Below are 25,269 nucleotides of genomic sequence, written 5' to 3'. Positions count from 1 at the left end.
GCGCCGAGTTGTTTCCCCGGCGCCAAAACTGTATGAATAAACAGGAGTGTAACGAATTTAATCAGGTTTTGCACCTGCACCTTACCGTGTTTTGATAACCAGACGGTTACTCTGTTTCACTTCTTCCATCACCACATAGGTGCGGGTGTCGTTGACCCCCGGCAAACGCAGTAAGGTTTCGCCAAGCAGCTTACGGTAAGCTGACATATCCGGCACGCGGGTTTTCAACAGATAGTCGAAATCACCGGACACCAGATGACACTCCTGAATCTCTTCAAGCTTCTGTACTGCCGAGTTAAATTGCTCGAACACATCTGGCGCGCCGCGGTTCAGCGTGATTTCCACGAAAACCAGCAGTGATGCATCCAGATAGTGCGGGTTCAGCAATGCAGTATAGCCATGAATGAACCCCTGACGCTCAAGACGACGTACGCGTTCCAAGCATGGCGTTGGGGATAACCCCACGCGCTTAGAAAGCTCAACGTTCGAAATACGCCCATCCTTCTGTAACTCATTGAGGATGTTGCGGTCGATACGGTCAAGATCTTTACCCGGGCGTTTCTTATTGTCTGCCATTATTATTGTCTCTCTTATTTCTTCCTTACACTTGCCAAACCCTAGCCAACGTCACTGTGTAGGGACTTGTTTCAAGCGAAGACCCGATTTTTGTTATATGCAGTCGATTGCGCAGAGCAATCTGCCGCACACAATGCTTCTTCACTATCCTCTTTTGCCGCGTCACAGCCTGTCTGTCAAACTCTGCGCGCGGCGATAAAACGATCTTCATCGTTAAGAAAGAAGCGCGCCTGTTTAAGGCGCAATCCCCCCTGCCCTGCCCGGCGCCCGCCTGATGATGAAAAGGCGAACGATCGGCTGTTGCTGCGGGGATAATTTCTTCTTCCTCTGATGTTTTCGCAAATGCGCAGCGGATTGTCAAAGTAAAAGAAGCAAAATCAGAAGAACGTACCGTCGAGAAAAGCGTTAACCCCTTTTTTAGTTATGAACCGCTGGGTTAAAAAGCGCCGCCATCGCGGCATGACGCAGAGAAAAGCACCGTTTTTAGCCCTCGTAGGCCAGAGTGCAGTAATGACACCGGTGTTTTTTACCTCGATATTAGAATTAATAGTCCGCAACTATCAGACAAATCGATAACAACCGTTACAGGTGCTTTTTTTACTTCACTATTTTCCCTACAATCGATGCCATTGTCCGCCATCGTGGGAAAAGAGGTTATTCATGGGCACGGCTAAACATAGCAAGTTATTGATTCTGGGCTCCGGCCCGGCGGGCTACACCGCAGCGGTGTACGCCGCGCGTGCAAACCTGCAGCCGGTGTTGATTACCGGCGTAGAGCAAGGCGGTCAGTTGACCACCACGACCGACGTGGAGAACTGGCCGGGCGACGCCAACGACCTGACCGGCCCGGCGCTGATGGAACGTATGCGCGAGCATGCGGAAAAATTCCAGACCGAGATCGTCTTCGACCATATCAACGGCGTTGATTTGCAACAGCGTCCGTTCCGTCTGACCGGCGACAGCGGCGAGTACACCTGCGACGCGCTGATTATTGCTACCGGCGCCTCCGCACGCTATCTGGGTCTGCCAAGCGAAGAAGCCTTCAAGGGCAAAGGCGTTTCCGCCTGCGCAACCTGTGACGGCTTCTTCTACCGCAACCAGAAAGTCGCCGTGGTCGGCGGCGGCAACACCGCCGTTGAAGAAGCGCTGTATCTGTCCAATATCGCCTCGGAAGTGCATCTGATCCACCGCCGCGACAGCTTCCGTTCAGAGAAAATTCTGATCGACCGGCTGATGGAGAAAGTGAAAAACGGCAACATCGTGCTGCATACCGATCATCAGCTCGACGAAGTGCTGGGTGATGAAATGGGCGTTACCGCCGTACGCATCCGCAGCACCAAGCAGGAAAACGAAACGCAGGAGCTGGCCGTTGCCGGCGTATTTATCGCCATCGGCCACAGCCCGAACACCGCCATCTTCGGCGATCAGCTGGCGCTGGAAAACGGTTATATCAAGGTGCAGTCCGGTATTCACGGCAATGCGACCCAGACCAGCATTCCGGGCGTGTTCGCCGCCGGCGACGTGATGGACCATATCTATCGCCAGGCGATTACCTCTGCCGGCACCGGCTGTATGGCGGCGCTGGATGCCGAGCGTTATCTCGACGGCATCGCACAGGCGGAAGTCTGCTGATCCCAGCCAAACATGACCTAACTTGACAAATAAGGCGGCCAAAAGGCCGCCTTATTTCTTTTCAGCCTGCACGGTGACGAGGTAACATTGAGCTTCACTTGTGTCCTTCAACGTTGAAGAAAACACTTTTTTAACAGCATGTTAACCTGGCCTGTACCAACAGGCGTCGGCGACGCAGATACTCCCAATGAAAAAAACCAGACAGCACCAGTTGACCCAATGGCTTAAAACGCAAAGCACGCTGGCCAAGCGGTGGTTGCGCCTTTCCATGCTGCTGGGGTTGTGCAGCGGCCTGTTAATCGTAGCGCAGGCCTGGCTGCTGGCTTCACTGCTCCATGCCTTAATCATCGACCATACGCCCCGCGAACAGCTGACCTCATCATTTATCTGGCTGGCCGCCGCTTTTGTCCTGCGCGCGCTGTTCAGCTGGCTGCGGGAACGGGTGGGTTTTATTGGCGGCCAGGTACTGCGGCGGGAAATACGCCGGCAGGTGCTGGACAAACTGCAGCAGCTTGGCCCGGCCTGGGTGCAGGGTAAACCGGCCGGCAGTTGGGCGACGATAATCGTCGAACAGATCGAAGATATGCAGGATTATTACTCGCGCTACCTGCCGCAAATGTATCTGGCGGTGTTTATCCCTCTGCTGATCCTAATCGCCGTTTTTCCGATTAACTGGGCCGCCGGGCTGATCCTGCTGGCGACCGCGCCGTTAATCCCGCTGTTTATGGCGCTGGTCGGCATGGGCGCCGCCGATGCCAACCGCCGTAACTTTGTCGCGTTGGCGCGCTTGAGCGGCAGCTTCCTCGACCGGCTGCGCGGGCTGGACACCCTGCGCCTGTTCCACCGCGGGCAGGCGGAAACCGCGCAGATCGCCCGCTCCTCCGAAGACTTCCGCCGCCGCACCATGGAAGTGCTGCGCATGGCGTTTCTCTCCTCTGCGGTACTGGAATTTTTCGCCTCCCTGTCAATCGCCGTGGTCGCGGTCTATTTTGGCTTCTCTTATCTGGGGGATCTGAACTTCGGCAGTTACGGCCTCGGCGTGACGCTGTTTTCCGGCTTTTTAGTGCTGGTGCTCGCGCCGGAATTTTTCCAGCCGCTGCGCGATCTGGGCGCGTTTTACCACGCCAAGGCGCAGGCGGTCGGCGCCGCAGAGGCGTTGGAAACCTTCCTCAATGCAGAAGGCGAACAGATCGGTCAGGGCACACTGACGCTGGACGATGCAATCCCGCTCACGCTGGCCGCCGATCGGTTGGAAATTCTGTCGCCGCAGGGCGTCGTACTGGCAGGGCCGCTGACCTTCACCCTGCCCGCTAATCAGCGCATCGCGCTGGTAGGCCTCAGCGGCGCGGGCAAAAGCTCGTTGCTGAATCTGCTGCTGGGGTTCCTGCCCTACCGCGGCTCCCTGACGGTAAACGGCAACGAACTGCGCGAACTGAACGCTGAGAACTGGCGGCGACAGCTGGGCTGGGTCGGGCAAAACCCGCATCTGCCGGCGCAAACGCTGCGCGACAATATTCTGCTCGGTAATCCGCAGGCCGATGAACCGCAATTACTGCAGGCGGTGGAACAGGCTTACGTCAGCGAGTTCTTGCCGCAGTTGCCACAGGGGCTGCAGACGGAGCTTGGTGACAGCGCCGCCCGCCTGTCGGTCGGCCAGGCGCAGCGGGTGGCCGTCGCCCGCGCGTTAATCAGCCCGCGTCGGCTGCTGCTGCTGGATGAGCCGGCCGCCAGCCTGGATGCCCACAGCGAGCGTCTGGTGATGCAGGCGCTGAATGCCGCGTCACGGCGCCAAACTACCCTGCTGGTCACCCACCAGCTGGAAGATACCGAGGATTTCGACCAGATTTGGGTCATGGATAACGGAAAGATCGTTCAACAGGGCGACTACGCCAGCCTGAGTGCCCAGCCGGGGCTGTTCGCCACCTTAATCGCACACCGCAGCGGGGAGCTATAATCATGCGCGTTTTACTGCCGTTTCTGGCGCTATACCGCCGCCATGGGTTCCTGATTGCGCTGGGCATCGTGCTGGCGATTATCACTCTGCTGGCCAGCATCGGCCTGCTGACCCTGTCCGGCTGGTTCCTCGCCGCCTCGTCGCTGGCCGGGCTGGCGGGACTGCTCACCTTTAACTATATGCTGCCTGCCGCCGGCGTACGCGGCGCGGCGATCTTCCGCACCGCCGGCCGCTACGCCGAGCGCGTGGTCAGCCACGACGCCACCTTCCGGGTGCTGGCGCACCTGCGGGTCTTCACCTTCAGCAAGATTCTGCCGCTATCGCCCGGCGGCATCGCCCGCTTCCGTCAGGCCGAGGTGTTAAACCGGCTGGTGGCCGACGTTGATACGCTGGACCATCTGTACCTGCGGGTAATGTCGCCGTTAATCAGCGCGGCCGTGGTGATCGTGGTCGTCACCTTTGGCCTGAGCTTTGTCGACCAGACGCTGGCGCTGATCCTCGGCGGCATTCTGCTGTTATTGCTGCTGCTGGTGCCGCCGCTGTTTTACTCCGCCGGCAAACCGATCGGCAGCGAACTGACCGCCCTGCGCAGCCAATACCGCACCGGGCTGACCGCCTGGCTGCAAGGCCAGGCCGAGCTGGTGGTGTTCGGCGCCGTAAACGATTTCCGCCACGCGCTCGATCAGATTGAACAGCGCTGGCAGCGCCGCCAGTGGCAGCAGGCATCATTAGGCGGTATGGCGCAGGCGCTGATGATTTTAGCCGGCGGGCTGACGGTGACGCTGCTGCTCTGGCTGACCGCCGGCGGCGTCGGCGGCAATAGCCAGCCCGGAGCGTTGATCGCGCTGTTCGTATTCGCCGGACTGGCCTCGTTTGAAGCGCTGATGCCGGTTGCCGCCGCGTTTCAGCACCTCGGACAGGTGATCGCCTCCGCCACCCGGGTAAAACAGCTGATCGAACAGCAGCCCACCGTCGATTTCCCCGTAGCCGGCCCTGCAACAGCGGCCAGCGCGACGCTGCAACTGCGCCACATTGATTTTACCTATCCGAGGCAACCGCAGCCGGTACTGCAGAATGTTGAACTGGAAGTCGCCGCCGGGGAGCATATCGCCCTGCTGGGACGCACCGGCTGCGGCAAGTCCACGCTGCTGCAGCTGCTGACGCGCGCCTGGGACGCCGACGGCGGCGATATTCTGCTCAACGGCGAGCCATTAGCCCGCTACGATGAAAGTACGCTGCGCGCCATGACCACGGTGGTGAGCCAGCGGGTGCATGTCTTCAGCGACACGCTGCGTGAAAACCTGCGGCTGGCGGCGCCGGAGGCGGACGACGAAACTCTGCAACAGGCGCTGAGCCAGGTCGGGCTGGACAAACTGCTGGAAAACGAAGGGCTGAACGCCTGGCTCGGTGAAGGCGGCCGTCAGCTGTCCGGCGGCGAACAGCGGCGTCTGGGCATCGCCCGCGCGCTGTTGCATTCAGCGCCGCTGTGGCTGCTGGATGAACCAACCGAAGGGCTGGACGCCGAGACCGAACAACAGATTCTGGCGCTGCTGCGTCAGCACTGTCAGGGCAAAACGCTGATCCTGGTGACCCACCGCCTGTACGGACTGGAGCATATGGACCGCATCTGCGTGATGGACGGCGGCCGTATCGTCGAACAAGGCGATCACGCCACGCTACTGCGCCAGCGCGGGCGCTATGCCCAGTTCCGCCAACGTATCAGCAACGTCTCGCTGTAACGCGACGCTAAGAGGTGATATGCGCATAGTGAAACTGTCGCCGCACTCCGTCGCCTTCCCTTCAGCGGAGGGCGCGCTGCGCGATCCTAACGGCCTGCTGGCGATTGGCGGCGATCTGAGCGCGCCACGCCTGCTGGCCGCTTACCAGCGCGGCATTTTCCCCTGGTATTCGCCGGGCGAGGCGATCTTGTGGTGGTCGCCGGATCCGCGCGCGGTGTTATACCCGGCCGAGCGCCATATCAGCCGCAGCTTCAAACGCTTCCTGCGCGCCGACCCGTTCCGCATTACGCTGAACCATGACTTCGCCGCGGTGATTGCCGCCTGCGCCGAACGGCCACAGGACGGCACCTGGATCGGCCCGGAGGTACAGCGCGCCTATCTGCATCTGCACCGTCTGGGCTACGCCCATTCGGTCGAGGTCTGGCAAGATGACGCACTGGTCGGCGGCATGTATGGCGTCGCTCAGGGCGCGCTGTTCTGCGGCGAGTCAATGTTCAGCCGCGTCACCAACGCCTCAAAATGCGCGCTGATGGCGTTTTGCCGTCATTTTGCCGCTTTTGGCGGGGAATTGATTGACTGTCAGGTGTTGAACGCGCACACTGCCTCGCTTGGCGCGAGGGAAATTTCCCGGCGCAGTTTTTTACAGCAGCTCAGCGAGCTTCAGCGCCGACCGTTGGCGGCAGAGTGCTGGGCAGCGCAAGTGATACCCCCACAGCAGGTTTAACCGTCCTCACCGACAAACTAATTTGCGGAAACGGTGCATTGTTCACCGACACATCTTTACATAATGTGGGTTTTTCGGCATTATCTTGCCGGTTAAAAACTAAGGTAGTTACACCTAGAGGATTCGATGGCCAAAGAAGACAATATTGAAATGCAAGGCACCGTTCTTGATACGCTGCCGAACACCATGTTCCGCGTTGAATTGGAAAACGGGCACGTGGTTACCGCTCATATCTCCGGTAAAATGCGTAAAAACTATATCCGCATCCTGACGGGCGACAAAGTCACTGTAGAGCTGACCCCGTACGACCTGAGCAAAGGCCGCATTGTCTTCCGTAGCCGTTAATCGGCTGACCGGTCGCCAGTCCGTGGCGACGCTGAGGATGTAAATCCCGCCCTGAGCCCTTTCCGTTTACCCCCGCCGCAGCGTTCAGCACTGAGTTGCAAGTGCGTAGGTAAACTGAGAGGGCTCACTCATATTCATTGCGCGCTGTCCGGCGCATAAAAAAGCGATGCCGAAGCATCGCTTTTTTTATTACCGCATCATACCGTTGCCGGATTAATGCACGCCTTCATCCGCTTTACGCTTCTGGGCGCTGAGGAAGTGATAGGTCAGCTGTTGGGTATCCGGATCCAGCTCAACCTTCACTGAACCACCATCCACCAGAGAACCGAACAGCAGCTCATTCGCCAGCGGTTTCTTCAGGTTTTCCTGCATCACCCGCGCCATCGGACGCGCGCCCATCGCACGGTCATAGCCTTTCACCGACAGCCAGTCGCGCGCTTCATCGCTGACCTCCAGCGAAACGCCTTTGGCGTCCAGCTGCGCCTGCAGTTCGACAATAAACTTGTCGACCACTTGCTGGATCACCGCCGTTGACAGATGGTTGAACCAGATAATGTTGTCCAGACGGTTACGGAATTCCGGCGTAAACACTTTCTTGATCTCTTCCATCGCATCGGTGCTGTTGTCCTGCTCAATCAGGCCAATGGATTTACGTTCCGTTTCGCGCACCCCGGCGTTGGTAGTCATCACCAGGATCACGTTGCGGAAGTCGGCCTTACGGCCGTTGTTATCGGTCAGCGTACCGTTATCCATCACCTGCAGCAGCAGGTTGAACACGTCCGGGTGCGCCTTCTCGATCTCATCGAGCAGCACCACTGCATGCGGATGCTTAATCACCGCATCGGTCAGCAGGCCGCCCTGATCGTAGCCGACATAGCCCGGAGGCGCACCAATCAGGCGGCTGACGGTATGACGTTCCATATACTCGGACATATCAAAGCGCAGCAGCTCGATATCCAGCGCCTTCGCCAGCTGTACCGTAACCTCGGTTTTACCGACGCCGGTCGGGCCGGCGAACAGGAAGGAACCGACGGGCTTACGCTCATGCCCCAGACCGGCGCGGCTCATTTTGATCGCTTCGGTCAGCGCTTCGATAGCCGGATCCTGACCGAACACCAGCATCTTCAGGCGGTCGCCCAGGTTTTTCAGCACATCGCGGTCGCTCGCCGAGACGGTTTTCTCCGGAATGCGCGCAATGCGCGCCACCACGGATTCAATATCCGCCACGTTGACGGTTTTCTTGCGCTTGCTGACCGGCATCAGACGGCTGCGCGCGCCGGCTTCATCAATCACGTCGATCGCCTTGTCCGGCAGATGACGGTCGTTGATGTATTTCACCGAAAGCTCCACCGCCGCGCGCACCGCTTTGGCGGTATAGCGCACATCGTGATGCGCTTCGTATTTGGTTTTCAGACCGTTGATAATCTGCACGGTCTCTTCCGGCGTCGGTTCGGTAATATCGATCTTCTGGAAGCGGCGCGCCAGCGCGCGATCCTTCTCAAAGATATTGCTGAACTCCTGATAGGTGGTGGATCCGATCACCCGGATCTTGCCGCTCGACAGCAGCGGTTTGATCAGGTTGGCGGCGTCCACCTGCCCGCCGGAGGCTGCCCCGGCGCCGATGATGGTGTGGATCTCATCGATAAACAGGATGCTGTTCTGATCCTGCTCCAGCTGTTTGAGCAGCGCCTTGAAACGCTTCTCGAAGTCGCCGCGGTATTTGGTGCCCGCCAGCAGCGAGCCGATATCCAGTGAATACAGGGTGCAGTCCGCCATCACTTCCGGCACGTCGCCCTGAACGATACGCCACGCCAGCCCTTCGGCAATCGCGGTTTTACCCACGCCCGATTCCCCCACCAGCAGCGGGTTGTTCTTGCGGCGGCGGCACAGTACCTGAATCGCGCGTTCCAGTTCGCGGTCGCGGCCGACCAGCGGATCGATGCCGCCTACCCGAGCCAGCTGATTGAGGTTGGTGGTGAAGTTTTCCATACGGTCTTCCCCTCCGGACTGCTCTTCGTTGATCGGGTTCTCCGCGTTGTTCGGCGCCTGGCCCGGTTCGTCTTTACGCGTACCGTGCGAAATAAAGTTCACCACGTCCAGACGGCTGACGTCATGCTTGCGCAGCAGATAGGCCGCCTGCGACTCCTGTTCGCTGAAAATCGCCACCAGCACGTTGGCGCCGGATACTTCACTACGGCCGGAGGATTGCACATGGAATACCGCACGCTGCAGCACGCGCTGGAAGCTGAGCGTCGGCTGGGTGTCGCGCTCTTCTTCGCTGGCCGGCAGCGTCGGCGTGGTTTGTTCGATAAAGGCTTCCAGCTCCTGGCGCAACGCCGCCAGATCCACCGTACATGCCTCAAGCGCTTCTCGCGCGGCAGGGTTGCTCAGTAACGCCAGCAACAGGTGCTCCACGGTCATAAACTCGTGTCTGTGCTCACGCGCTCTGGCGAAAGCCATGTTGAGACTGAGTTCCAGTTCTTGATTGAGCATAAGCACCTCCCCAATAGATTGCCTTAATCAGGCTTTTTCCAGCGTACAAAGCAACGGATGCTCGTTCTCCCTCGCGTAACGGTTCACATGAGCGACCTTGGTCTCCGCCACCTCGGCGGTAAACACACCGCAGATCGCCTTGCCTTGATAGTGCACCGTAAGCATCAGTTGCGTTGCGCGTTCAATATCATAAGAAAAGAACTTTTGCAGAACGTCAATCACAAATTCCATCGGAGTGTAATCGTCGTTGTTAAGTATAACTTTATACATTGACGGCGGTTTTACCGCATCGATTTGTTTTTCTTCGGCCAAGTGTTCAAAATTCAGCCAATCGTTGCTATTGCCCATCGCTGCTCATCTTCTCTTGTCTACCCCAAGATATGGGGGCGCATTCAGGTTATTCAAACGGGGATCTCTACTATTTTATCATCTTCGCCCTCTCTTCGCCGCAGGGAAAGCGCCGATAAAAACGGCGGCGATCGACGTCGATTGCATGGCAATAGCGTTACCTGCTTCAAACTTTGAGGAACTGCCGCCCCCTGTCAAAAGCCGATCGCTTGACGTGATGATCAGATGTTCTAGAGTGTAATTTCGTGAGCTGCTGGTCTTTTAACCACTTTTTGGCTCATCTGAAAATCAGTTATTCATCTCACTTAAAATAGCGTTGCGAGGGATGTAGAAACATGGAGACGGGTACTGTTAAATGGTTCAATAACGCCAAAGGTTTCGGCTTTATCTGTCCGGAAGGCGGTGGCGAGGATATTTTCGCTCATTATTCGACGATCAAAATGGATGGTTACCGGACGCTGAAAGCCGGTCAACAGGTCAGATTCGACGTGCATCAAGGCCCGAAGGGCAACCACGCCAGCCTGATTGAGCCGCTGGAAAGCGAAGCGGTAACCTGAAGGCGGCGCACGCCGCCGCCCTACCAAAATGCCAGCCACATCGGTGACTGGCATTTTTCATCACCGCCGGACGGCCCTTATTCTCGCGCCAGCGCATCAATCGGGTTAAGACGGGCGGCATTGCGCGCCGGCAGATAGCCGAACACTACGCCGATACCGGTGGAACAGATAAACGCGCTGAGCAGCGCCGCCGGCGGGAAGCTTATCTGCCAGCCCGGCAATACCAGCTGCACCAGCAGGCCGATGGCGAACGACAGGCCGATGCCCAGCGCACCGCCCACCAGACACACCAGCACCGCTTCAATCAGAAACTGCTGCAGCACGTCGCCGGAACGCGCGCCGACCGCCATGCGGATGCCGATTTCACGCGTACGCTCGGTGACCGACACCAGCATGATATTCATCACCCCGATACCGCCGACCACCAGCGAAATCACCGCCACCAACGTCAGGAACAGCTGCAGGGTGCGGGTGGTTTTCTCTGCGGTCTGCACCAGGCTGTCCATGTTGTAGGTAAAGAAGTCTTTCTTGCCGTGGCGCAGCGTCAGCAGGCGCGTCAGCTGCTGCTCCGCCTCCTGGCTGTTGTAGCCGTCGCGGATGCGTACGGTGATCGAATCAAAATAGGCATTGCCCATCAGCCGGTTGGCCATGGTGCTGTACGGCACCCAGACGCTCAGGGTTTTGCTGCTACCGAACATCGACTGCTTCTCCTGGGCGACGCCCACCACCGTTGCCGGCATATTGCCGACCAGAATCACCTCGCCGACCACCTCTTTCTGATGCGGGAACAGACGGCGCTTGGTATTGGCGTCGATCACCACCACCTGCGCCTGCGACTGCACCTGCAGCTGGTCGATGCCGCTCCCCTGGTTGAATGTCATACCGTAGACGCGGAAAAACTGTTCGCTGATGCCGGTCACATTCGCCGCCGCATCCACATTGCCCATGCGCAGCCGCATGCTGCTGCCGATGGTCGGTGACAGCGCGCCGACGTACGGCTGTTCACGCAGCGCATCGAGATCGTCATACTTCAACGACTGGCGATAGGCCGGATCGTCATCGCCAAAATCTTTGCCCGGATAGATATCGACCGTATTAGTGCCGATCGATTTGATATCCGCCAGCACCATCTGTTTGGCGGCGTCGCCGATCACCAGAATGGAGACCACCGAGGCGATGCCGATGATAATCCCCAGCATGGTCAGCATGGTGCGCATTTTATTCGCCGCCATCGCACGCCAGGCCATCACCAGCGCTTCGCGAAAACGTCCGCTCGCCTGCTGCCAGGAGGGCGCCGGCGTCGCCAGATCCAATGACTTGGCCTGCGGATTCGGCATGCCTGCCGGCCGGGAGTCGTTAATGATCTCGCCGTCGCGAATTTCAATGATCCGCTCCGCCTGCTGCGCCACCGTCGGATCGTGCGTGACGATAATCACCGTATGCCCCTGCTCGCGCAGCTGCTTGAGGATCGCCATCACCTCTTCGCCGGAGTGGCTGTCCAGCGCCCCGGTCGGCTCATCCGCCAAAATCACCTGGCCGCCGTTCATCAGCGCCCGGGCGATACTGACGCGCTGCTGCTGCCCGCCGGACAGCTGGCTCGGCTGGTACGCGACGCGCTCCCCCAATCCCAGCCGCTGCAACAGCGCCGTGGCGCGTTCGCGCCGTGCCGCTTTGCCCAGCCCAGCATACACCGCCGGCACCTCGACATTGTGTGAGGCGCTCAGATGCGGCAGCAGATGGTAGCGCTGGAAGATAAAGCCGAAATGTTCACGCCGCAGCGCCGCCAAGGCATCACCGTTCAACGTGGCCACATCCTGCCCCGCCACGCGGTACGTGCCGGCGCTCGGCTTATCGAGACAGCCGAGAATGTTCATCAGCGTCGATTTGCCGGAGCCGGAAGCGCCGATAATCGCCACCATTTCGCCGGCGTCGATGCTCAGCGTCACGTTCTTCAGCACCTCGACGGTCTGTTCGCCAGACTGATAGCTGCGGCAGATACCGCTCAGCTCAAGCAGCGTTGCCATCAGTTGGCCTCCGCGCCGCCGCGGTTAACGATAACCTCGTCGCCGACCCCAAGCCCTTTGACAATCTGCACGTCTATATTGTTACGCATGCCGATGGTCACTTCGCGCTTCTCTTCCTTGCCCTGCTTCAGCACCGCCACATAATAGCGGTTATCGGCAATTTGCTCGCCCAGCGCCGCCAGCGGGATCGCCATCGCCTGGCTGATGCCGCCCAACTGAATGTGCACCTGTGCGGTCATCTGCAGACGCAACAGCCCCTGCGGGTTCGGCACCTCAAAACGGGCATAGTAGAAGATGGCGTTGTTGACCTTCTCCGGCGTCGGCTGAATGTCTTTCAGCACACCGTCAAAGCGTTTGTTCGGGTCGCCCAGCACGGTAAACCAGGCCTTTTGCCCCGGCTTCAGGTGAATAACGTCGGCTTCGGACACCTGCGCCTTCACCAGCATGGTGCTGAGATCGGCCAGCGTCAGAATGTTCGGCGCCTGCTGCGCCGCAATCACCGTTTGCCCCTGCAGGGTGGTGATCTGCACCACGTCACCGTCCATCGGCGCTTCGATGCGGGTGTAGGCCAGGTTGATTTTGGCCGTATCCAGGCTGGCCTGATTACGGGCGATTTGCGCCTTGATACTCTCCACCTGCGCCTTTTTCACCGCCAGTTCGCTGGTGTATTTATCCAAATCCTGACGCGATACCGCCTGCACACGCGACAGCGCGCGATTGCGCTGCAGGGTGACCGCCGCCAGATGCTGCTCGGCCTGCGCCTGCTGCAGCTGTGCATGCAGTTCGCGCAGCATCGCCTCGCTTTCGCGGATGCTGTTTTGCGCCTGCTGCGGATCGATCACCCCCAGCAGCTGGCCCTTCTTCACTTTATCGCCAATTTCAACCATCAGGCTTTCCAACTGGCCGCTGACCTGCGCGCCGACGTCAACTTTGCGTACCGCATCCAGCTGACCGGTCGCCAGTACGTTTTGCTGCAGGTCGCGCTTGGCCACCTTCACCGTTTTATAGTCCACCGCTGCCGGCTGACGGAAAAACCAGAATGCCGCCACGGCGATAACCACCAGTCCCACGATGACGATCGTCCTGCGTCGTAGACGTCCCATAAACTTCATAAAGTGGTATATCCTTTTGTTTTTACCGGAGATGATCGCGCATTGTGAACGCTTCAGCGGACAAATTCCCACGATCCCGGTATTTCATCCCGCCGTTACGCGCGCTCTTTAGTCAATTAACGCGCACTATAACCGATTATCCGCGATCAAATCACATATTCCCGACGCGAAAAAAAGACGGCCGGGATCGCTCCCGGCCGTGATTCAGTGCGATAAACGTCTTATTTTCGCGTAAAAGTAAAATAGAGGGGGAAGGTATGCGGCGAATCTTGCTGCGCTCGCAGAACCATAGGCGCATCCTTGTCACCATAGATAAGTTTTAATCGGGCACTGTCTTTGATCGTACTGTCAAAAATCTCCAAACCTGCTGACGACACCGCCACCTTAAAGCTTGAACAGACGCCACTTAGGTTGGTGGGGCCAAACACCTGAACTTCATAGATATCTTTTACCCCAGGCGCATTGTTGATGCCAATATATTTAAATGTTCGAATGGTGCGAGCCTGGCCCGGCGCAAACGTGGCGGCAAAGTCCGTACCATAAGCCCGATAATTACGCAGATATAAATCTTCACCCGGGGCTATAAATGCCGAGGTGCAATCAAACAGGTTTTTATTGAGGTAGCTGTCTCGCAACGTTAACGTAGTACCAGAATGCAGCCACTGTGCACCGTTCACCGAATTTGTCGCGACGCTATACGAGTTCTTATAATTAAGGGTGCAGCTATACAGCGAATGACCAACCAGGCCGCCGATATACCCGCAGTCAACATCAAGCCGGGCAAAAGGCGCGCCATAAAAGTCCAGGATAATATCAAAGTAGAAATTTTCACCCTGCTGCGCGGTACGCACTGCGGAAATAGCGCTGCGCCATGAGCCGGAAGTTAATGTATCACCCGCAGCGAAAGCACTTTTTCCACCGGAAACATCATTTTTTTCAATGATAAGCACCTTATAGACGCCGGCCGTTGGCACATAAAAAGCCAGAACCTCGCCCGTCGCCGTGCCGTTGGTAATCTCCGCACCGCGCGTCAGACCATTAAACGATTGACTGGATAACGTCACTTCACAGAGGAAACGCCCGTTGAAGTCCGCATCGCCAGAAATCTGGCCATATTGCGCCCCATTACGCCATAGCGAACCACCATAGCGCATCTGCGTAATAAACCCGACAGAAAGCTTGTGCCCTTCGGCAATGGGGTAATCACCGGATGTTCCCTTGGCAAAATAAGCTCCCATATTGCCTTGATACCAATAATCGCCGGTAATAAAGTTAGACGCCGACGCATGTATTTGCTGGCTGCAGTCATAAACAATATTACAGCCAATCGCCTTGCCAATATGGAGTCGTGAACCGCCGCATCCTTTCCCACGGATAGAAATACCATTGGCACGCGCCCTGCCATTTATAGAACCGATATGGATCTCAAGACCTACCATCGAGCCGCCTTCCTTGCCAATCATGATCAGCGGTGTAGCATTTTTCCAGTCCGTATAAGCCGGGAAGCTTGCATGCGCTTCCAGCGAGGCAAAACGCATTTCCAGGCCGTGAGTCCAGTTATCAATAATCAACGGCGACTTAAACGCCAACTGTTGGAACGACCACACTTTATTGAGATCATGATTGATGGCATAAGCCAATGCCGCCTGCGCCGCCTGCGTCCAGTCGCCATCGGCAGTGACCAGATGATAGAAATCTTCCACCAGCACCATATTATTAAGCTTGAACGACGACGCCATGCCGCTCACTTCGACCCAGGCGTCGGGGGCAAAACCGCCCGTTGCTTCCGGCGTTGTATTTGGAGCGACCACTTTCGGCAACGCGCCCCGCCATACAACATATCCCAACGTGCTTTCCAAATAGAGCGCCTGATTAGCGGACTCCAAGGTAAAGCCATTTTTAAAATAACCAACGGGAAGATATCCGCCGCGACGAATCGCGTCTTCACGACTTACCAGTGTTTGTTTCAGCTCTTTTGGCTCTGCCATATATTGTTCCTGTCTTACTGCGTTGAGTGAGATAACAATGTAAACAGACGCCGCAATATTTAATACAAAATGGAAACCTACCATTAACCACACAACAACATCGCATTCAGAGCCTTGGCACACAGCGATCGTTAAACCGCAGCTCAACATAATGAATATTCCTAATACCGCACCGGCAATATTGAACTGCCGTTTAGTCACCCCTTGATGAAATAGCGCCATTCAATATCGTCAAGGACTTCACCATGTCACAATTCAGCTTTCCGCTCGTCGCCAGCCAGCCGATGAACGGCCAACGGTTAATCACCGCGCTGCTAAGCGGCAGCATGGCGCCCGCCCAGTGCTGGCGCAAAACCTCGTTTCGCCTGAAGTTCCTCAGCCGTTCTCTGTTGAACTGGCAGACCACCAGCGGGCTGATGAACACGCTGGCGGACAACCCGCTGCTGGAAACCATCCTGCGCGCGCAGCCCAACCTGCCGTGCAAACTGCACCGCCCGTATCTGGCGGCCAATATGAGCAAACTCGACGGCCTGTTTGCGCTGCGCGACCACTACGATCTGATTGCCCAGCGCATGCCGGGGAAAATGCTGCACGGGCACCTGGGAACACAGCCGCTGGTGTTAAGCCACGCGACGGATAAAAACGGCGAGACGGTGACGCTGGAACTGGCGGCGATCGATAAGCTGAACAAGGAGGGAGAAACTACGCTGCTGCTGCGCAACGCCGCGGGCATTATGCTGGCGGAAATCACCTTCACCCTGATGCATTTCCGGCAAAAGAGTACGCTGTTTATCGGCGGTCTGCAGGGGGCAAACGTTGACGTGCCGCACAGCGAGATTCAGCACGCGACTAAAGCCTGCCACGGCCTGTTCCCCAAACGGCTGGTGCTGGAAGGGGTGTGCCACCTGGCGCGCCATCTGGGGATTCAGCAAGTGGTGGCCGTCGGCAACGGCAGTCATATTTACCAGAACTGGCGCTATAAAAACAAAAAGCGCGACCTGCTGCATGCCGATTATGACCAGTTCTGGCTGTCGATGGCGGCTCGGCCGCTGCCCGGCGGCTACTTCCTGCTGCCGGAACGCATCGCCCGCAAACCGCTGGAGGAGGTCGCCAGCAAAAAACGCGCGGAATACCGCCGCCGCTATCAACTGCTGGACGCGTTGGAACAGGGGCTGGCCGCGCATTTTTCCCGGTGAGAGCATGGCTGGCGGCTGCGGCTTAGTCGGCCCGGCCGCGCGCCAGCCAGATCACCCGTGAGAACATTTTTTTCAGCAGCGCCGGCACCGCGTCGGTGCCCCACTCGCCCGCCTGCATCGCCACTTCGATCGCCAGATCCGGCTTCGAGGCGCGGTGCACCGCTTTCAGGATCACCTTGCGCATCGGCATCTGAGCGTTAACCGGCACCGAGGCCACCCGGTGATACACCGGGCTGAATCCCTCTTTATACATAAAGTGTTCCATGTCCGCCGCCGGCAGCGCCGTCAGACGGTCACGTTCATTATCCTCATGATTGTCCAGCATGCTGCGCACGGTATTGGCGTACTTTTTGCCGGCCTCGTCGCCATCCACCAGCGCATGCCACTCAATCCCCATCCGCCGGGCAAACTTCAGCAGCGGTTTTAACCCGCACTGGGCAAATTCAATCACCCTGACGCCCTCGGCCTGAAAATTATGCCCGCACTGCCGCGCCAGCTCGTTCAGCAGCCATACTTCGGTCTCCCCTTCCACCAGCAGCCAGCAGCGGGCGAACAGCGAAGAAGGACGGTTAAACCGGATATGGAAGGCGATACGCCGGCTGTCTTCCGGCCCGAGACCGCGTGACCCAAGGCGATAGGTCGCCACCCGGCCGGACTCGCGCACCAGCCGGCAGACGTGCACCACCGGCACCAGCGATACCAGTTCGCTGGAGTTGGTGGTAGTGATGCGCTGCAGCGGCAGCTGATTCAGCAATCCCCAGGCGACCGACAGCATAATCGGATGCAGGCGGGTTTCCGGATCCTCCACCAGCAGCAGCGGGCGCGCATGAGGTTCCAGCTTCACATTCCCCTTGGCCTGCAGCAGCGTCGAGAACATGCCCAGCAAAATCAGCCGCATGCTGCGGCTGTTCGGCTCGGCCACCATGCGGTTGATATTATCGAGCGAACGCCACGCCTGCTGCTCCTGCTGCCGGCGCTGTCGTCGCGGCCCGGCGACGTGTGAACCCTGCTCGGAAAAATAGTGCTCCAGCAGTTGCTGCATCGCCGCCAGTCCCTGACGCAGCTCGCCATTGGTCAGTTTCTGCGGGTTGCGCACCAGTTCACGCGTCAGTTGGTCAAGCTGCTGCGCCAGCGCCTCGTTATCGGCAGGCAACCGATCGCCGAGCGAGCTGGGGCGTAAACGCCGGATAAAGCGCGCATCGCGCAGCCGCAGCACCGGGTGAATGCGAATAATGCTGCGCACCAGCCGGTCGATATGATGCAGCAACAGCGGGTTGCCGTCGGCATCCAGAAAGCTGCGCCAGGTACACACCGTGTCATCATCGGTCATCTCCCCTTCGCAGCGATAATGGATGCGGCTCAGGCCATCCTCCGCCTTGACCCACAGCGGCGATAGATGGCGATAGCGCGGCAGATGGGCATGCCCGATGTCCTTCTCACAGAACGTAAAAATGATCTGCAGGTAGCGCTCCTTGGCCGCTTCATCACCGGGCGGGAAGTGGAAGTCATGCGTTTCGAAGCGGTACAGCGTCTCTTCCGGCGCCAGCAGCAGCGTCAGCGCATCCAACAGGCTGGATTTACCCCAGGCGTTTTCTCCGAGCAGCAGCGTGTTGTCATCCAGCGTCAGCGACAGCCGATTAATGCCACGGAAACCTACAATCTCAATGCGTTCTAAGTACATCTGTCGCCTCCCGTGCGAACCTTCGCCACTCTCTGTCGAATGACGACTCTGAGCATGGTCAACAATCCCCCCGCAGGTCAAGCAAACGCGCGTAAATCTGCTACTTTACTCTGAAGAGGGTTTTGATTAGCCTGTTGCGGTCGCACGGCACTTGCCGTGGCGATTTGAGCAAGGAAATTTTGTCGTCATGTATTCAGGACTGTTGATCATTCTGGTGCCGCTGATCGCCGGCTACCTTATCCCGCTGCACAGCCATCGCCTTATCCAGAGCATCAACCGTCTGCTCAGCCGGATGGTGTACGTTATTCTGTTTTTAATGGGCATCAGTCTGGCGTTTCTGGAAAACCTCAGCAGTAATCTGCTGCTGATCTTCCAATACACCGCCGCGTTTTTCCTCTGCATCTTCCTCGCCAACGCGTTGGCGCTGTACCTGCTGGAGCGCAAACTGCCGTGGCGCAGCACGCATAAACAGGAGAAGCTGCCCTCACGCCTGCATATGGCGTTAGAGTCGCTGCAACTGTGCGGCGTGGTGCTGATTGGCTTCCTGCTCGGCCTGACGCAGTGGCCCTGGCTGCACTACGCCACTGCCGGCAGCGAGTACGCGCTGATTTTCCTGCTGTTTCTGGTGGGGATTCAGCTGCGCAACAGCGGTATGACGCTGCGGCAGATCATTGTTAACCGCCGCGGCATGCTGGTCGGCGTGGTCGTGGCCATCAGCGCGCTGGCCGGCGGTGCGCTGGCGGCCTGGCTGCTGGGGGTGCCGGTGAAAGCCGGGTTGGCGGTGGCCTCCGGCTTTGGCTGGTATTCGCTGTCCGCCATTTTGATCAGCGACGCCTACGGCCCGGTACTCGGCAGCACCGCCTTCTTTAACGATCTGCTGCGCGAACTGGTGGCGATTATGCTGATCCCCACGCTTATCCGCCGCAGCCGCTCGACGGCGCTGGGCCTGTGCGGCGCCACCTCGATGGATTTCACCCTGCCGGTGCTGCAGCGCAGCGGCGGCCTGGAGATCGTACCGCCGGCCATCGTCCACGGCTTCCTGCTGAGCCTGATGGCGCCGGTACTGATCGCCCTGTTCTCCTGACCGTTTCCGGGGGCATTCCCCCCGGAATCGTTCTCATCCGCACGCGATTTTGCGTTAAATCAAACTTACGTCACTTTTCCGACAAAACGCTTTTGCCCCGGCAGTTGCCGATCTATGCTCCAAAACAAGCATTTTAAATGCAGCTTTAAAAAGGACGCGATTATGTTTTGTGTGCAATGTGAACAAACCATCCGAACCCCGGCCGGCAACGGCTGCGCCTATGCGCAGGGCATGTGCGGCAAAACCGCCGAAACCTCCGATCTGCAGGATCTGCTGGTCGCCGCGCTGCAGGGCCTGTCCGCCTGGGCGCTGCAGGCGCGCGCGCTGGGCATTATCGACCACCAGATCGACAGCTTCGCCCCGCGCGCTTTCTTTTCCACGCTGACCAACGTCAACTTCGACTCGGCGCGCATTATCAGCTACGCGCGGGAGACCATCGCGCTGCGCGATACGCTGGCGGCGCGCTGCCGCCTGCTGGAACCGTCGGTCACGGTCGACCATCCGCTGGCGGCGCTGCAGTTGGCCGGCGATGATATCGACAGCCTGCTGCAACAGGCGGCGCAGTTTGCTCTCGATCAGGATAAGGCCGAGGTGGGGGACGACGTACACGGCCTGCGTATGCTGTGCCTGTACGGGCTCAAAGGCGCCGCAGCCTATATGGAGCACGCCCACGTTCTCGGCCAGTACGATGACGCGATCTATGCCCAGTATCACGGGCTGATGGCCTGGCTGGGCACCCAACCGCGCGACGTCGACACCCTGCTAAGCAATGCCATGGCCATCGGCCACATGAACTTCGGCGTGATGGCGATCCTCGACCGAGGAGAAACCGACGCGTATGGCGATCCGCAGCCCACCTCGGTCAACGTGCGGCCGGTGGCCGGTAAAGCAATTTTGATTTCCGGCCATGATTTAAAAGATTTACGCATGCTGCTGGAACAGACTGAAGGCCAGGGCGTCAACGTCTATACCCACGGCGAAATGCTGCCGGCGCACGGCTATCCGGAACTGAAAAAATTCAAACATCTGGTCGGCAACTACGGCAGCGGCTGGCAAAACCAGCAGGTGGAGTTTGCCAAATTCCCCGGCCCGATCGTCATGACCTCCAACTGCATTATTGACCCGAACGTCGGCCATTACGGCGACCGTATCTGGACCCGCAGCATCGTTGGCTGGCCGGGCGTCAATCACCTGGACGGCGATGACTTTTCCGCCATCATCCGCCAGGCGCAGGGCATGGCCGGCTTCCCCTACAGCGAGATAGAGCACCTGATCACCGTGGGCTTCGGCCGCCAGACGTTGCTCAACGCCGCCGATACGGTGATCGATCTGGTCAGCCGCAAAAAACTGCGTCATGTGTTTCTGGTCGGCGGCTGCGACGGCAGCCGCGGTGAACGCAGTTACTACACCGACTTCGCCCGCGCGGTGCCGCAGGACTGCCTGATTATGACGCTGGCATGCGGCAAATACCGCTTTAACAAACTGGATTTCGGCACGCTGGAAGGCCTGCCGCGCCTGCTGGACGTCGGCCAGTGCAATGACGCCTATTCTGCGATTATGCTGGCGGTAAAACTGGCTGAGAAACTAGGCTGCGGCGTCAACGATCTGCCGCTCAGTCTGGTGCTGTCGTGGTTTGAGCAAAAAGCGATCGTCATCCTGCTGACGCTGCTGGCGCTGGGGGTGAAAAACATCTTTACCGGCCCGACCGCGCCGGGCTTCCTGACCGACAACCTGATGACGATCCTCAACGATAAATTCGGTATGCGTCCGATCACCACCGTCCAACAGGATCTGCAGGCCATTCTGGGCTGATTCCGTCATTTTTACGGGGCGGCAAAATGCGCCCCGTCCGCAGTGAGGTGCCTTATGACCCAACCCCATTCTTTGTGTCCGAACCGCATGCAGGTGCATTCCATCCGGCAGGAAACCGCCGACGTCTGGACGCTGAACCTGATCTGCCACGATTTTTACCCTTATCAGCCCGGTCAGTTCGCGCTGGTAAGCATCCGCAACAGCGAAGATACCCTGCGCGCCTATACCCTCTCTTCCTCACCGGGGCTCAGCCCGTTCCTCAGCATCAGCGTGCGCTGCCTGCCGGACGGCGTCGGCTCGCGTTGGCTGACGCAGGAAGTACGCCCTGGCAATACGCTATGGCTGTCCGACGCGCAGGGCGAGTTCAGCTGCGTGCAGCACCCCGCCGAACGCTATTTAATGCTGGCCGCCGGCTGCGGCGTCACGCCGATTATCTCGATGTGCCGCTGGCTGGCGGCGAACCGCCCGGCGTGCGATGTGCAGGTGATCTTCAGCGTCCGCAGCCCGGAGGCGGTGATCTTCGCCGAACAGTGGCGACAGCTGTGCGCCGCACACCCGTCGCTGAAACTGACGCTGATGGCCGAACACCGTGCGCAGCCCGGTTTTCTCAGCGGACGCATCAGCGACGCAGTACTGCGGCAGCACGTACCGGATATCGCCGAACGCCGGGTGATGACCTGCGGCCCGGTCCCCTATATGGCGCAGGTTGAACAGCTGTGCCTGGCGCTGGGCGTACCGCCCGCACGCCTGCATAAAGAGCAGTTTCACACGCCGGCGGAAAACGCCGGGCAAGCGGACAATACGCTGGCGCTGCGCATCGGCCGGCCGCTGCGTGAGTTCCGCGCACCGGTCGGCAGCACGCTGCTGGCGGCGCTGGAATCCCATCGGTTGCCGGTAACCGCCGCCTGCCGCGCCGGCGTCTGCGGCTCCTGCAAAACCCGCGTGCTCGACGGCGACTACACCACCACCAGCACCATGACGCTGACGCCGGAAGAGATCGCCCAGGGCTACGTACTGGCCTGCAGCTGCCAACTGCACGGCGACGTCACCCTCGCCTGATCCCGCGCCCCGTTTTTCGCGGGGCACTTATTGGCGAAAACTATTCCTCATCCCGTTCTATTGTAATCCCCGAAGCTTGCTAAGCTGAGAAGACCTTTATATCCCCGTAGTTAAACGCCGGGGATACCACCATCACTGGGGGAACTATGAAGCAAACCGTAGCGACATTGATTGCCAAAACCCTGGACCAGGCGGGCGTCAAACGCATTTGGGGCGTCACCGGCGACTCGCTGAACGGCCTGAGCGACAGCCTGCACCGCATGGGTACGATTGAATGGCTGGGCACCCGCCACGAGGAAGTGGCCGCCTTTGCCGCCGGCGCGGAAGCGCAGCTGACCGGCCAGTTGGCGGTGTGCGCCGGCTCCTGCGGGCCGGGCAACCTGCATCTGATCAACGGCCTGTTCGACTGCCACCGCAATCACGTGCCGGTTCTGGCGATCGCCGCCCATATTCCTTCCAGCGAGATCGGCAGCGGCTACTTCCAGGAGACCCATCCGCAGGAGCTGTTCCGCGAGTGCAGCCACTATTGTGAGCTGGTCTCCAACCCGGAACAGCTGCCACGCGTGCTGGAGATTGCCATGCGCAAGGCGATCCTTAACCGTGGCGTATCGGTGGTGGTTCTGCCCGGCGACGTGGCGCTGCGCATGGCGCCGGAAGACGCCGAAGTAGTCTGGCAGACCCCGGCGCTGCCGCTGGTGCAGCCGCCGATGAGCGAGCTTAACCGACTGGCGGAAACGCTGAACGGAGCGAAAAATATTACCCTGATGTGCGGCAGCGGCTGCGCCGGCGCTCATGATGAAGTGGTGAAACTGGCCGAACTGCTGCAGGCGCCGATCGTGCACGCGCTGCGCGGCAAAGAGCATATTGAGTGGGACAACCCGTACAGCGTCGGCATGACCGGCCTGATCGGCTTCTCCTCCGGCTATCACGCCATGATGAATGCCGACACGCTGGTGCTGCTCGGCACCCAGTTCCCCTACCGTGCCTTTTACCCCACCAACGCCACGATCATTCAGGTGGATATCAACCCCGGCAGCATCGGCGCGCACTGCCCGGTAAATATGGCACTGGTGGGCGATATAAAAACCACCCTTTCCGCCCTGTTGCCGCAGTTGGAGGCCAAGAACGACGCCAAATTCCTGAATAAGGCGCTGGAGCACTACCGCAACGCGCGTCAGGATCTCGACAGCCTGGCAACCTGCAACGATAGCCAGCCGATTCACCCACAGTATCTGGCGCAGCAAATCAGCCGCCATGCCGCCGACGACGCCATTTTCACCTGTGACGTCGGCACGCCTACCGTCTGGGCGGCCCGCTACCTGCAGATGAACGGTAAACGCCGGCTGCTTGGTTCGTTTAACCACGGCTCCATGGCCAACGCGATGCCGCAGGCCATCGGCGCTCAGGCCACCGCGCCGGATAAACAGGTGGTGGCGCTGTGCGGCGACGGCGGCTTTACCATGCTGATGGGCGACTTCTTATCGCTGGCGCAGCTGCAGCTGCCGGTCAAAGTGGTGGTGTTCAATAACAGCGTACTGGGATTTGTGGCGATGGAGATGAAAGCCGGCGGCTACCTGACCGACGGCACCGATCTGCATAACCCTGATTTTGCCGCCATCGCCAACGCGGCCGGCATTAAAGGCTTCCGGGTTGAAAAAGCCTCAGAGCTGGATGGCGCTCTGCAGGAGATGCTGGCGCACCCCGGTCCGGCGCTGCTGGACGTGGTGACCGCCAAACAGGAGCTGGCGATGCCGCCGCAGATCAAATTCGAACAGGCCAAAGGCTTCAGCCTGTATATGCTGCGCGCCATCATTAACGGCCGCGGCGACGAAGTGGTCGAACTGGCCAAAACCAACTGGCGGCGTTAATCCGCCCTGTCGGCGGCGCGGCCTGCTGCGTCGCCCTTAACCATTGCAAGGATACTCATGCTGATCGATCTCCGCAGCGATACCGTCACGCAACCCACGAGCGCCATGCGCCAGGCGATGGCCAATGCCGAAGTCGGCGACGACGTTTACGGCGATGACCCCACGGTCAACGCGCTACAACATGAAGCGGCGCGGCTGGCCGGCAAAGAGGCGGCGCTGTTTTTACCCAGCGGCACTCAGGCCAATCTGGTGGCGCTGCTCAGTCACTGCCAGCGCGGCGATGAATACCTCGTCGGCCAGCAGGCGCATAACTATAAATATGAGGCCGGCGGCGCGGCGGTGCTGGGCGGCATTCAGCCGCAGCCGATCGAAGCCGACGACGACGGCACGCTGCCGCTGGACAACGTTGCCGCCGCCATCAAACCCGACGATATTCACTTTGCCCGCAGCCGGCTGCTCAGCCTGGAGAACACCATCAGCGGTAAGGTACTGCCGCTCGCCTATCTGGAACAGGCGTGGCAGTTCAGCCGCGAGCGGCGGCTGGCGCTGCATATCGACGGCGCGCGCATTTTCAACGCCGCGGTGGCGCTCAACGTGCCGCTGCACAAGATTGTGCAATACTGCGATACCTTCACCCTCTGCCTGTCCAAAGGCCTCGGCGCGCCGGTGGGATCGCTGCTGTGCGGCAGCGCCGAATTTATTCAGCGCGCCATTCGCTGGCGCAAAATGACCGGCGGCGGCCTGCGTCAGGCCGGCATTCTGGCGGCGGCGGGCCGCTATGCGTTAGAAAATAACGTCGCCCGGCTGCAGGAGGATCACGACAACGCCCGCTGGCTGGAACAGCAGCTGCGCGATCTCGGGCTCACGATCGTCGAACCGGGCGCCCAGACCAACATACTGTATATCCGTCAGTCCGCCGAACAGGCGGCGCAGCTCAGCCCGTGGATGCGCGAGCGCGGCGTGCTGATCGGCAGCGGGCCGCTGACGCGTCTTGTCACCCACCTCGACGTCAGCCGGCAGGATCTGCAGCAGGTGGTCGAGCTATGGCGCGAGTTTTTACAACGGCACGGCTGAGCC

General features: G+C 59.2%; 19 protein-coding genes. 12 read left to right on the top strand and 7 right to left on the bottom strand.

The window, feature by feature from the left end; translation table 11 throughout:
• Positions 1-81: 81 nt before the first annotated feature.
• On the bottom strand, positions 82-576 hold the full coding sequence (gene lrp, locus TAN611_RS08405; RefSeq protein ID WP_004928318.1) for a leucine-responsive transcriptional regulator Lrp: 495 nt from the start codon (positions 574-576) through the stop codon (positions 82-84).
• Positions 577-1,236: 660 nt separating this feature from the next.
• Between lrp and trxB the strand changes: the two genes are divergently transcribed.
• The 5 genes from trxB to infA all read left to right on the top strand — a co-directional run bounded on the left by trxB (position 1,237) and on the right by infA (position 6,970).
• The gene (trxB, locus tag TAN611_RS08400; protein ID WP_203067530.1) at positions 1,237-2,208 is read left to right on the top strand and encodes a thioredoxin-disulfide reductase; all 972 of its coding nucleotides are present in this window, start codon (positions 1,237-1,239) and stop codon (positions 2,206-2,208) included.
• A gap of 187 nt (positions 2,209-2,395) precedes the next feature.
• The gene (gene cydD, locus TAN611_RS08395) at positions 2,396-4,162 is read left to right on the top strand and encodes a cysteine/glutathione ABC transporter permease/ATP-binding protein CydD (protein WP_105230508.1); all 1,767 of its coding nucleotides are present in this window, start codon (positions 2,396-2,398) and stop codon (positions 4,160-4,162) included.
• Between the two features lie 2 nt (positions 4,163-4,164).
• On the top strand, positions 4,165-5,901 hold the full coding sequence (gene cydC, locus TAN611_RS08390) for a cysteine/glutathione ABC transporter ATP-binding protein/permease CydC (protein ID WP_203067529.1): 1,737 nt from the start codon (positions 4,165-4,167) through the stop codon (positions 5,899-5,901).
• A 19-nt stretch (positions 5,902-5,920) separates the two neighbouring features.
• Positions 5,921-6,625 carry a leucyl/phenylalanyl-tRNA--protein transferase gene (gene aat, locus TAN611_RS08385; RefSeq protein WP_105230506.1) on the top strand — a complete coding sequence of 235 codons (705 nt, stop codon included), beginning with the start codon at positions 5,921-5,923 and terminating at the stop codon, positions 6,623-6,625.
• Positions 6,626-6,751: 126 nt separating this feature from the next.
• Positions 6,752-6,970, top strand: a complete 219-nt coding sequence (gene infA, locus TAN611_RS08380; RefSeq protein WP_002211347.1) for a translation initiation factor IF-1 — start codon at positions 6,752-6,754, stop codon at positions 6,968-6,970.
• Positions 6,971-7,183: 213 nt separating this feature from the next.
• Here the strand turns inward: infA and clpA are convergent, their stop codons facing one another.
• Together clpA and clpS are read right to left on the bottom strand one after the other, a co-directional pair.
• Entirely contained in the window at positions 7,184-9,463 is a 2,280-nt protein-coding gene (gene clpA, locus TAN611_RS08375) for an ATP-dependent Clp protease ATP-binding subunit ClpA (protein WP_105230505.1), read from the bottom strand.
• 27 nt (positions 9,464-9,490) lie between these two features.
• On the bottom strand, positions 9,491-9,811 hold the full coding sequence (gene clpS / locus TAN611_RS08370; protein WP_105230504.1) for an ATP-dependent Clp protease adapter ClpS: 321 nt from the start codon (positions 9,809-9,811) through the stop codon (positions 9,491-9,493).
• A 335-nt stretch (positions 9,812-10,146) separates the two neighbouring features.
• Here clpS and cspD point away from each other — a divergent pair, with 335 nt between their 5' ends.
• Positions 10,147-10,368: a cold shock-like protein CspD gene (gene cspD, locus TAN611_RS08365; RefSeq protein WP_015671737.1), complete on the top strand. Its 222-nt coding sequence runs from the start codon at positions 10,147-10,149 to the stop codon at positions 10,366-10,368.
• 77 nt (positions 10,369-10,445) lie between these two features.
• Here the strand turns inward: cspD and macB are convergent, their stop codons facing one another.
• The 3 genes from macB to TAN611_RS08350 all read right to left on the bottom strand — a co-directional run bounded on the left by macB (position 10,446) and on the right by TAN611_RS08350 (position 15,714).
• Positions 10,446-12,392: a macrolide ABC transporter ATP-binding protein/permease MacB gene (macB, locus tag TAN611_RS08360; protein WP_105230503.1), complete on the bottom strand. Its 1,947-nt coding sequence runs from the start codon at positions 12,390-12,392 to the stop codon at positions 10,446-10,448.
• The gene (gene macA / locus TAN611_RS08355) at positions 12,392-13,504 is read right to left on the bottom strand and encodes a macrolide transporter subunit MacA (protein ID WP_203067528.1); all 1,113 of its coding nucleotides are present in this window, start codon (positions 13,502-13,504) and stop codon (positions 12,392-12,394) included. The genes macB and macA overlap by 1 nt, the downstream gene beginning before the upstream one ends.
• A 221-nt stretch (positions 13,505-13,725) precedes the next feature.
• A complete protein-coding gene (locus TAN611_RS08350) occupies positions 13,726-15,714 on the bottom strand; it encodes a hypothetical protein (RefSeq protein ID WP_238404524.1) in 1,989 nt (662 codons plus the stop codon).
• 23 nt (positions 15,715-15,737) lie between these two features.
• On the opposite strand from TAN611_RS08350, the gene TAN611_RS08345 reads away from it, so the two are divergent.
• Positions 15,738-16,688: a VirK/YbjX family protein gene (locus TAN611_RS08345; RefSeq protein WP_105230500.1), complete on the top strand. Its 951-nt coding sequence runs from the start codon at positions 15,738-15,740 to the stop codon at positions 16,686-16,688.
• 22 nt (positions 16,689-16,710) lie between these two features.
• On the opposite strand, the gene TAN611_RS08340 is transcribed toward TAN611_RS08345, so the two are convergent.
• Positions 16,711-18,369, bottom strand: a complete 1,659-nt coding sequence (locus TAN611_RS08340; RefSeq protein WP_111737409.1) for an ATP-dependent endonuclease — start codon at positions 18,367-18,369, stop codon at positions 16,711-16,713.
• 187 nt (positions 18,370-18,556) lie between these two features.
• Between TAN611_RS08340 and TAN611_RS08335 the strand changes: the two genes are divergently transcribed.
• The 5 genes from TAN611_RS08335 (at position 18,557) to ltaE (ending at position 25,266) form a co-directional block, all read left to right on the top strand.
• Positions 18,557-19,453, top strand: a complete 897-nt coding sequence (locus TAN611_RS08335; RefSeq protein WP_105230498.1) for a lysine exporter LysO family protein — start codon at positions 18,557-18,559, stop codon at positions 19,451-19,453.
• Positions 19,454-19,615: 162 nt separating this feature from the next.
• Positions 19,616-21,265: a hydroxylamine reductase gene (gene hcp / locus TAN611_RS08330; RefSeq protein ID WP_203067527.1), complete on the top strand. Its 1,650-nt coding sequence runs from the start codon at positions 19,616-19,618 to the stop codon at positions 21,263-21,265.
• A gap of 54 nt (positions 21,266-21,319) precedes the next feature.
• Positions 21,320-22,324 (top strand): NADH oxidoreductase, encoded by a 1,005-nt coding sequence (gene hcr, locus TAN611_RS08325; RefSeq protein WP_203067526.1) that lies wholly within the window; start codon positions 21,320-21,322, stop codon positions 22,322-22,324.
• A gap of 146 nt (positions 22,325-22,470) precedes the next feature.
• The gene (gene poxB, locus TAN611_RS08320; RefSeq protein ID WP_105230496.1) at positions 22,471-24,192 is read left to right on the top strand and encodes a ubiquinone-dependent pyruvate dehydrogenase; all 1,722 of its coding nucleotides are present in this window, start codon (positions 22,471-22,473) and stop codon (positions 24,190-24,192) included.
• Positions 24,193-24,249: 57 nt separating this feature from the next.
• Positions 24,250-25,266 carry a low-specificity L-threonine aldolase gene (gene ltaE, locus TAN611_RS08315; RefSeq protein ID WP_197951680.1) on the top strand — a complete coding sequence of 339 codons (1,017 nt, stop codon included), beginning with the start codon at positions 24,250-24,252 and terminating at the stop codon, positions 25,264-25,266.
• The last annotated feature ends 3 nt before the right edge of the window (positions 25,267-25,269 follow it).

Source organism: Serratia sp. Tan611 (genome assembly GCF_905188235.1).
Classification (GTDB): domain Bacteria; phylum Pseudomonadota; class Gammaproteobacteria; order Enterobacterales; family Enterobacteriaceae; genus Serratia_B; species Serratia_B rhizosphaerae.
The sequence above is the reverse complement of the archived record's forward strand: the minus strand, read 5'-3'. Positions and strand labels throughout refer to the sequence as shown.

Coding starts and splice junctions, on each gene's coding strand:
- lrp (WP_004928318.1), bottom strand. CDS start 576: ATGGCAGACAATAAGAAACGCCCGGGTAAAGATCTTGACCGTATCGAC.
- trxB (WP_203067530.1), top strand. CDS start 1,237: ATGGGCACGGCTAAACATAGCAAGTTATTGATTCTGGGCTCCGGCCCG.
- cydD (WP_105230508.1), top strand. CDS start 2,396: ATGAAAAAAACCAGACAGCACCAGTTGACCCAATGGCTTAAAACGCAA.
- cydC (WP_203067529.1), top strand. CDS start 4,165: ATGCGCGTTTTACTGCCGTTTCTGGCGCTATACCGCCGCCATGGGTTC.
- aat (WP_105230506.1), top strand. CDS start 5,921: ATGCGCATAGTGAAACTGTCGCCGCACTCCGTCGCCTTCCCTTCAGCG.
- infA (WP_002211347.1), top strand. CDS start 6,752: ATGGCCAAAGAAGACAATATTGAAATGCAAGGCACCGTTCTTGATACG.
- clpA (WP_105230505.1), bottom strand. CDS start 9,463: ATGCTCAATCAAGAACTGGAACTCAGTCTCAACATGGCTTTCGCCAGA.
- clpS (WP_105230504.1), bottom strand. CDS start 9,811: ATGGGCAATAGCAACGATTGGCTGAATTTTGAACACTTGGCCGAAGAA.
- cspD (WP_015671737.1), top strand. CDS start 10,147: ATGGAGACGGGTACTGTTAAATGGTTCAATAACGCCAAAGGTTTCGGC.
- macB (WP_105230503.1), bottom strand. CDS start 12,392: ATGGCAACGCTGCTTGAGCTGAGCGGTATCTGCCGCAGCTATCAGTCT.
- macA (WP_203067528.1), bottom strand. CDS start 13,504: ATGAAGTTTATGGGACGTCTACGACGCAGGACGATCGTCATCGTGGGA.
- TAN611_RS08350 (WP_238404524.1), bottom strand. CDS start 15,714: ATGGCGCTATTTCATCAAGGGGTGACTAAACGGCAGTTCAATATTGCC.
- TAN611_RS08345 (WP_105230500.1), top strand. CDS start 15,738: ATGTCACAATTCAGCTTTCCGCTCGTCGCCAGCCAGCCGATGAACGGC.
- TAN611_RS08340 (WP_111737409.1), bottom strand. CDS start 18,369: ATGTACTTAGAACGCATTGAGATTGTAGGTTTCCGTGGCATTAATCGG.
- TAN611_RS08335 (WP_105230498.1), top strand. CDS start 18,557: ATGTATTCAGGACTGTTGATCATTCTGGTGCCGCTGATCGCCGGCTAC.
- hcp (WP_203067527.1), top strand. CDS start 19,616: ATGTTTTGTGTGCAATGTGAACAAACCATCCGAACCCCGGCCGGCAAC.
- hcr (WP_203067526.1), top strand. CDS start 21,320: ATGACCCAACCCCATTCTTTGTGTCCGAACCGCATGCAGGTGCATTCC.
- poxB (WP_105230496.1), top strand. CDS start 22,471: ATGAAGCAAACCGTAGCGACATTGATTGCCAAAACCCTGGACCAGGCG.
- ltaE (WP_197951680.1), top strand. CDS start 24,250: ATGCTGATCGATCTCCGCAGCGATACCGTCACGCAACCCACGAGCGCC.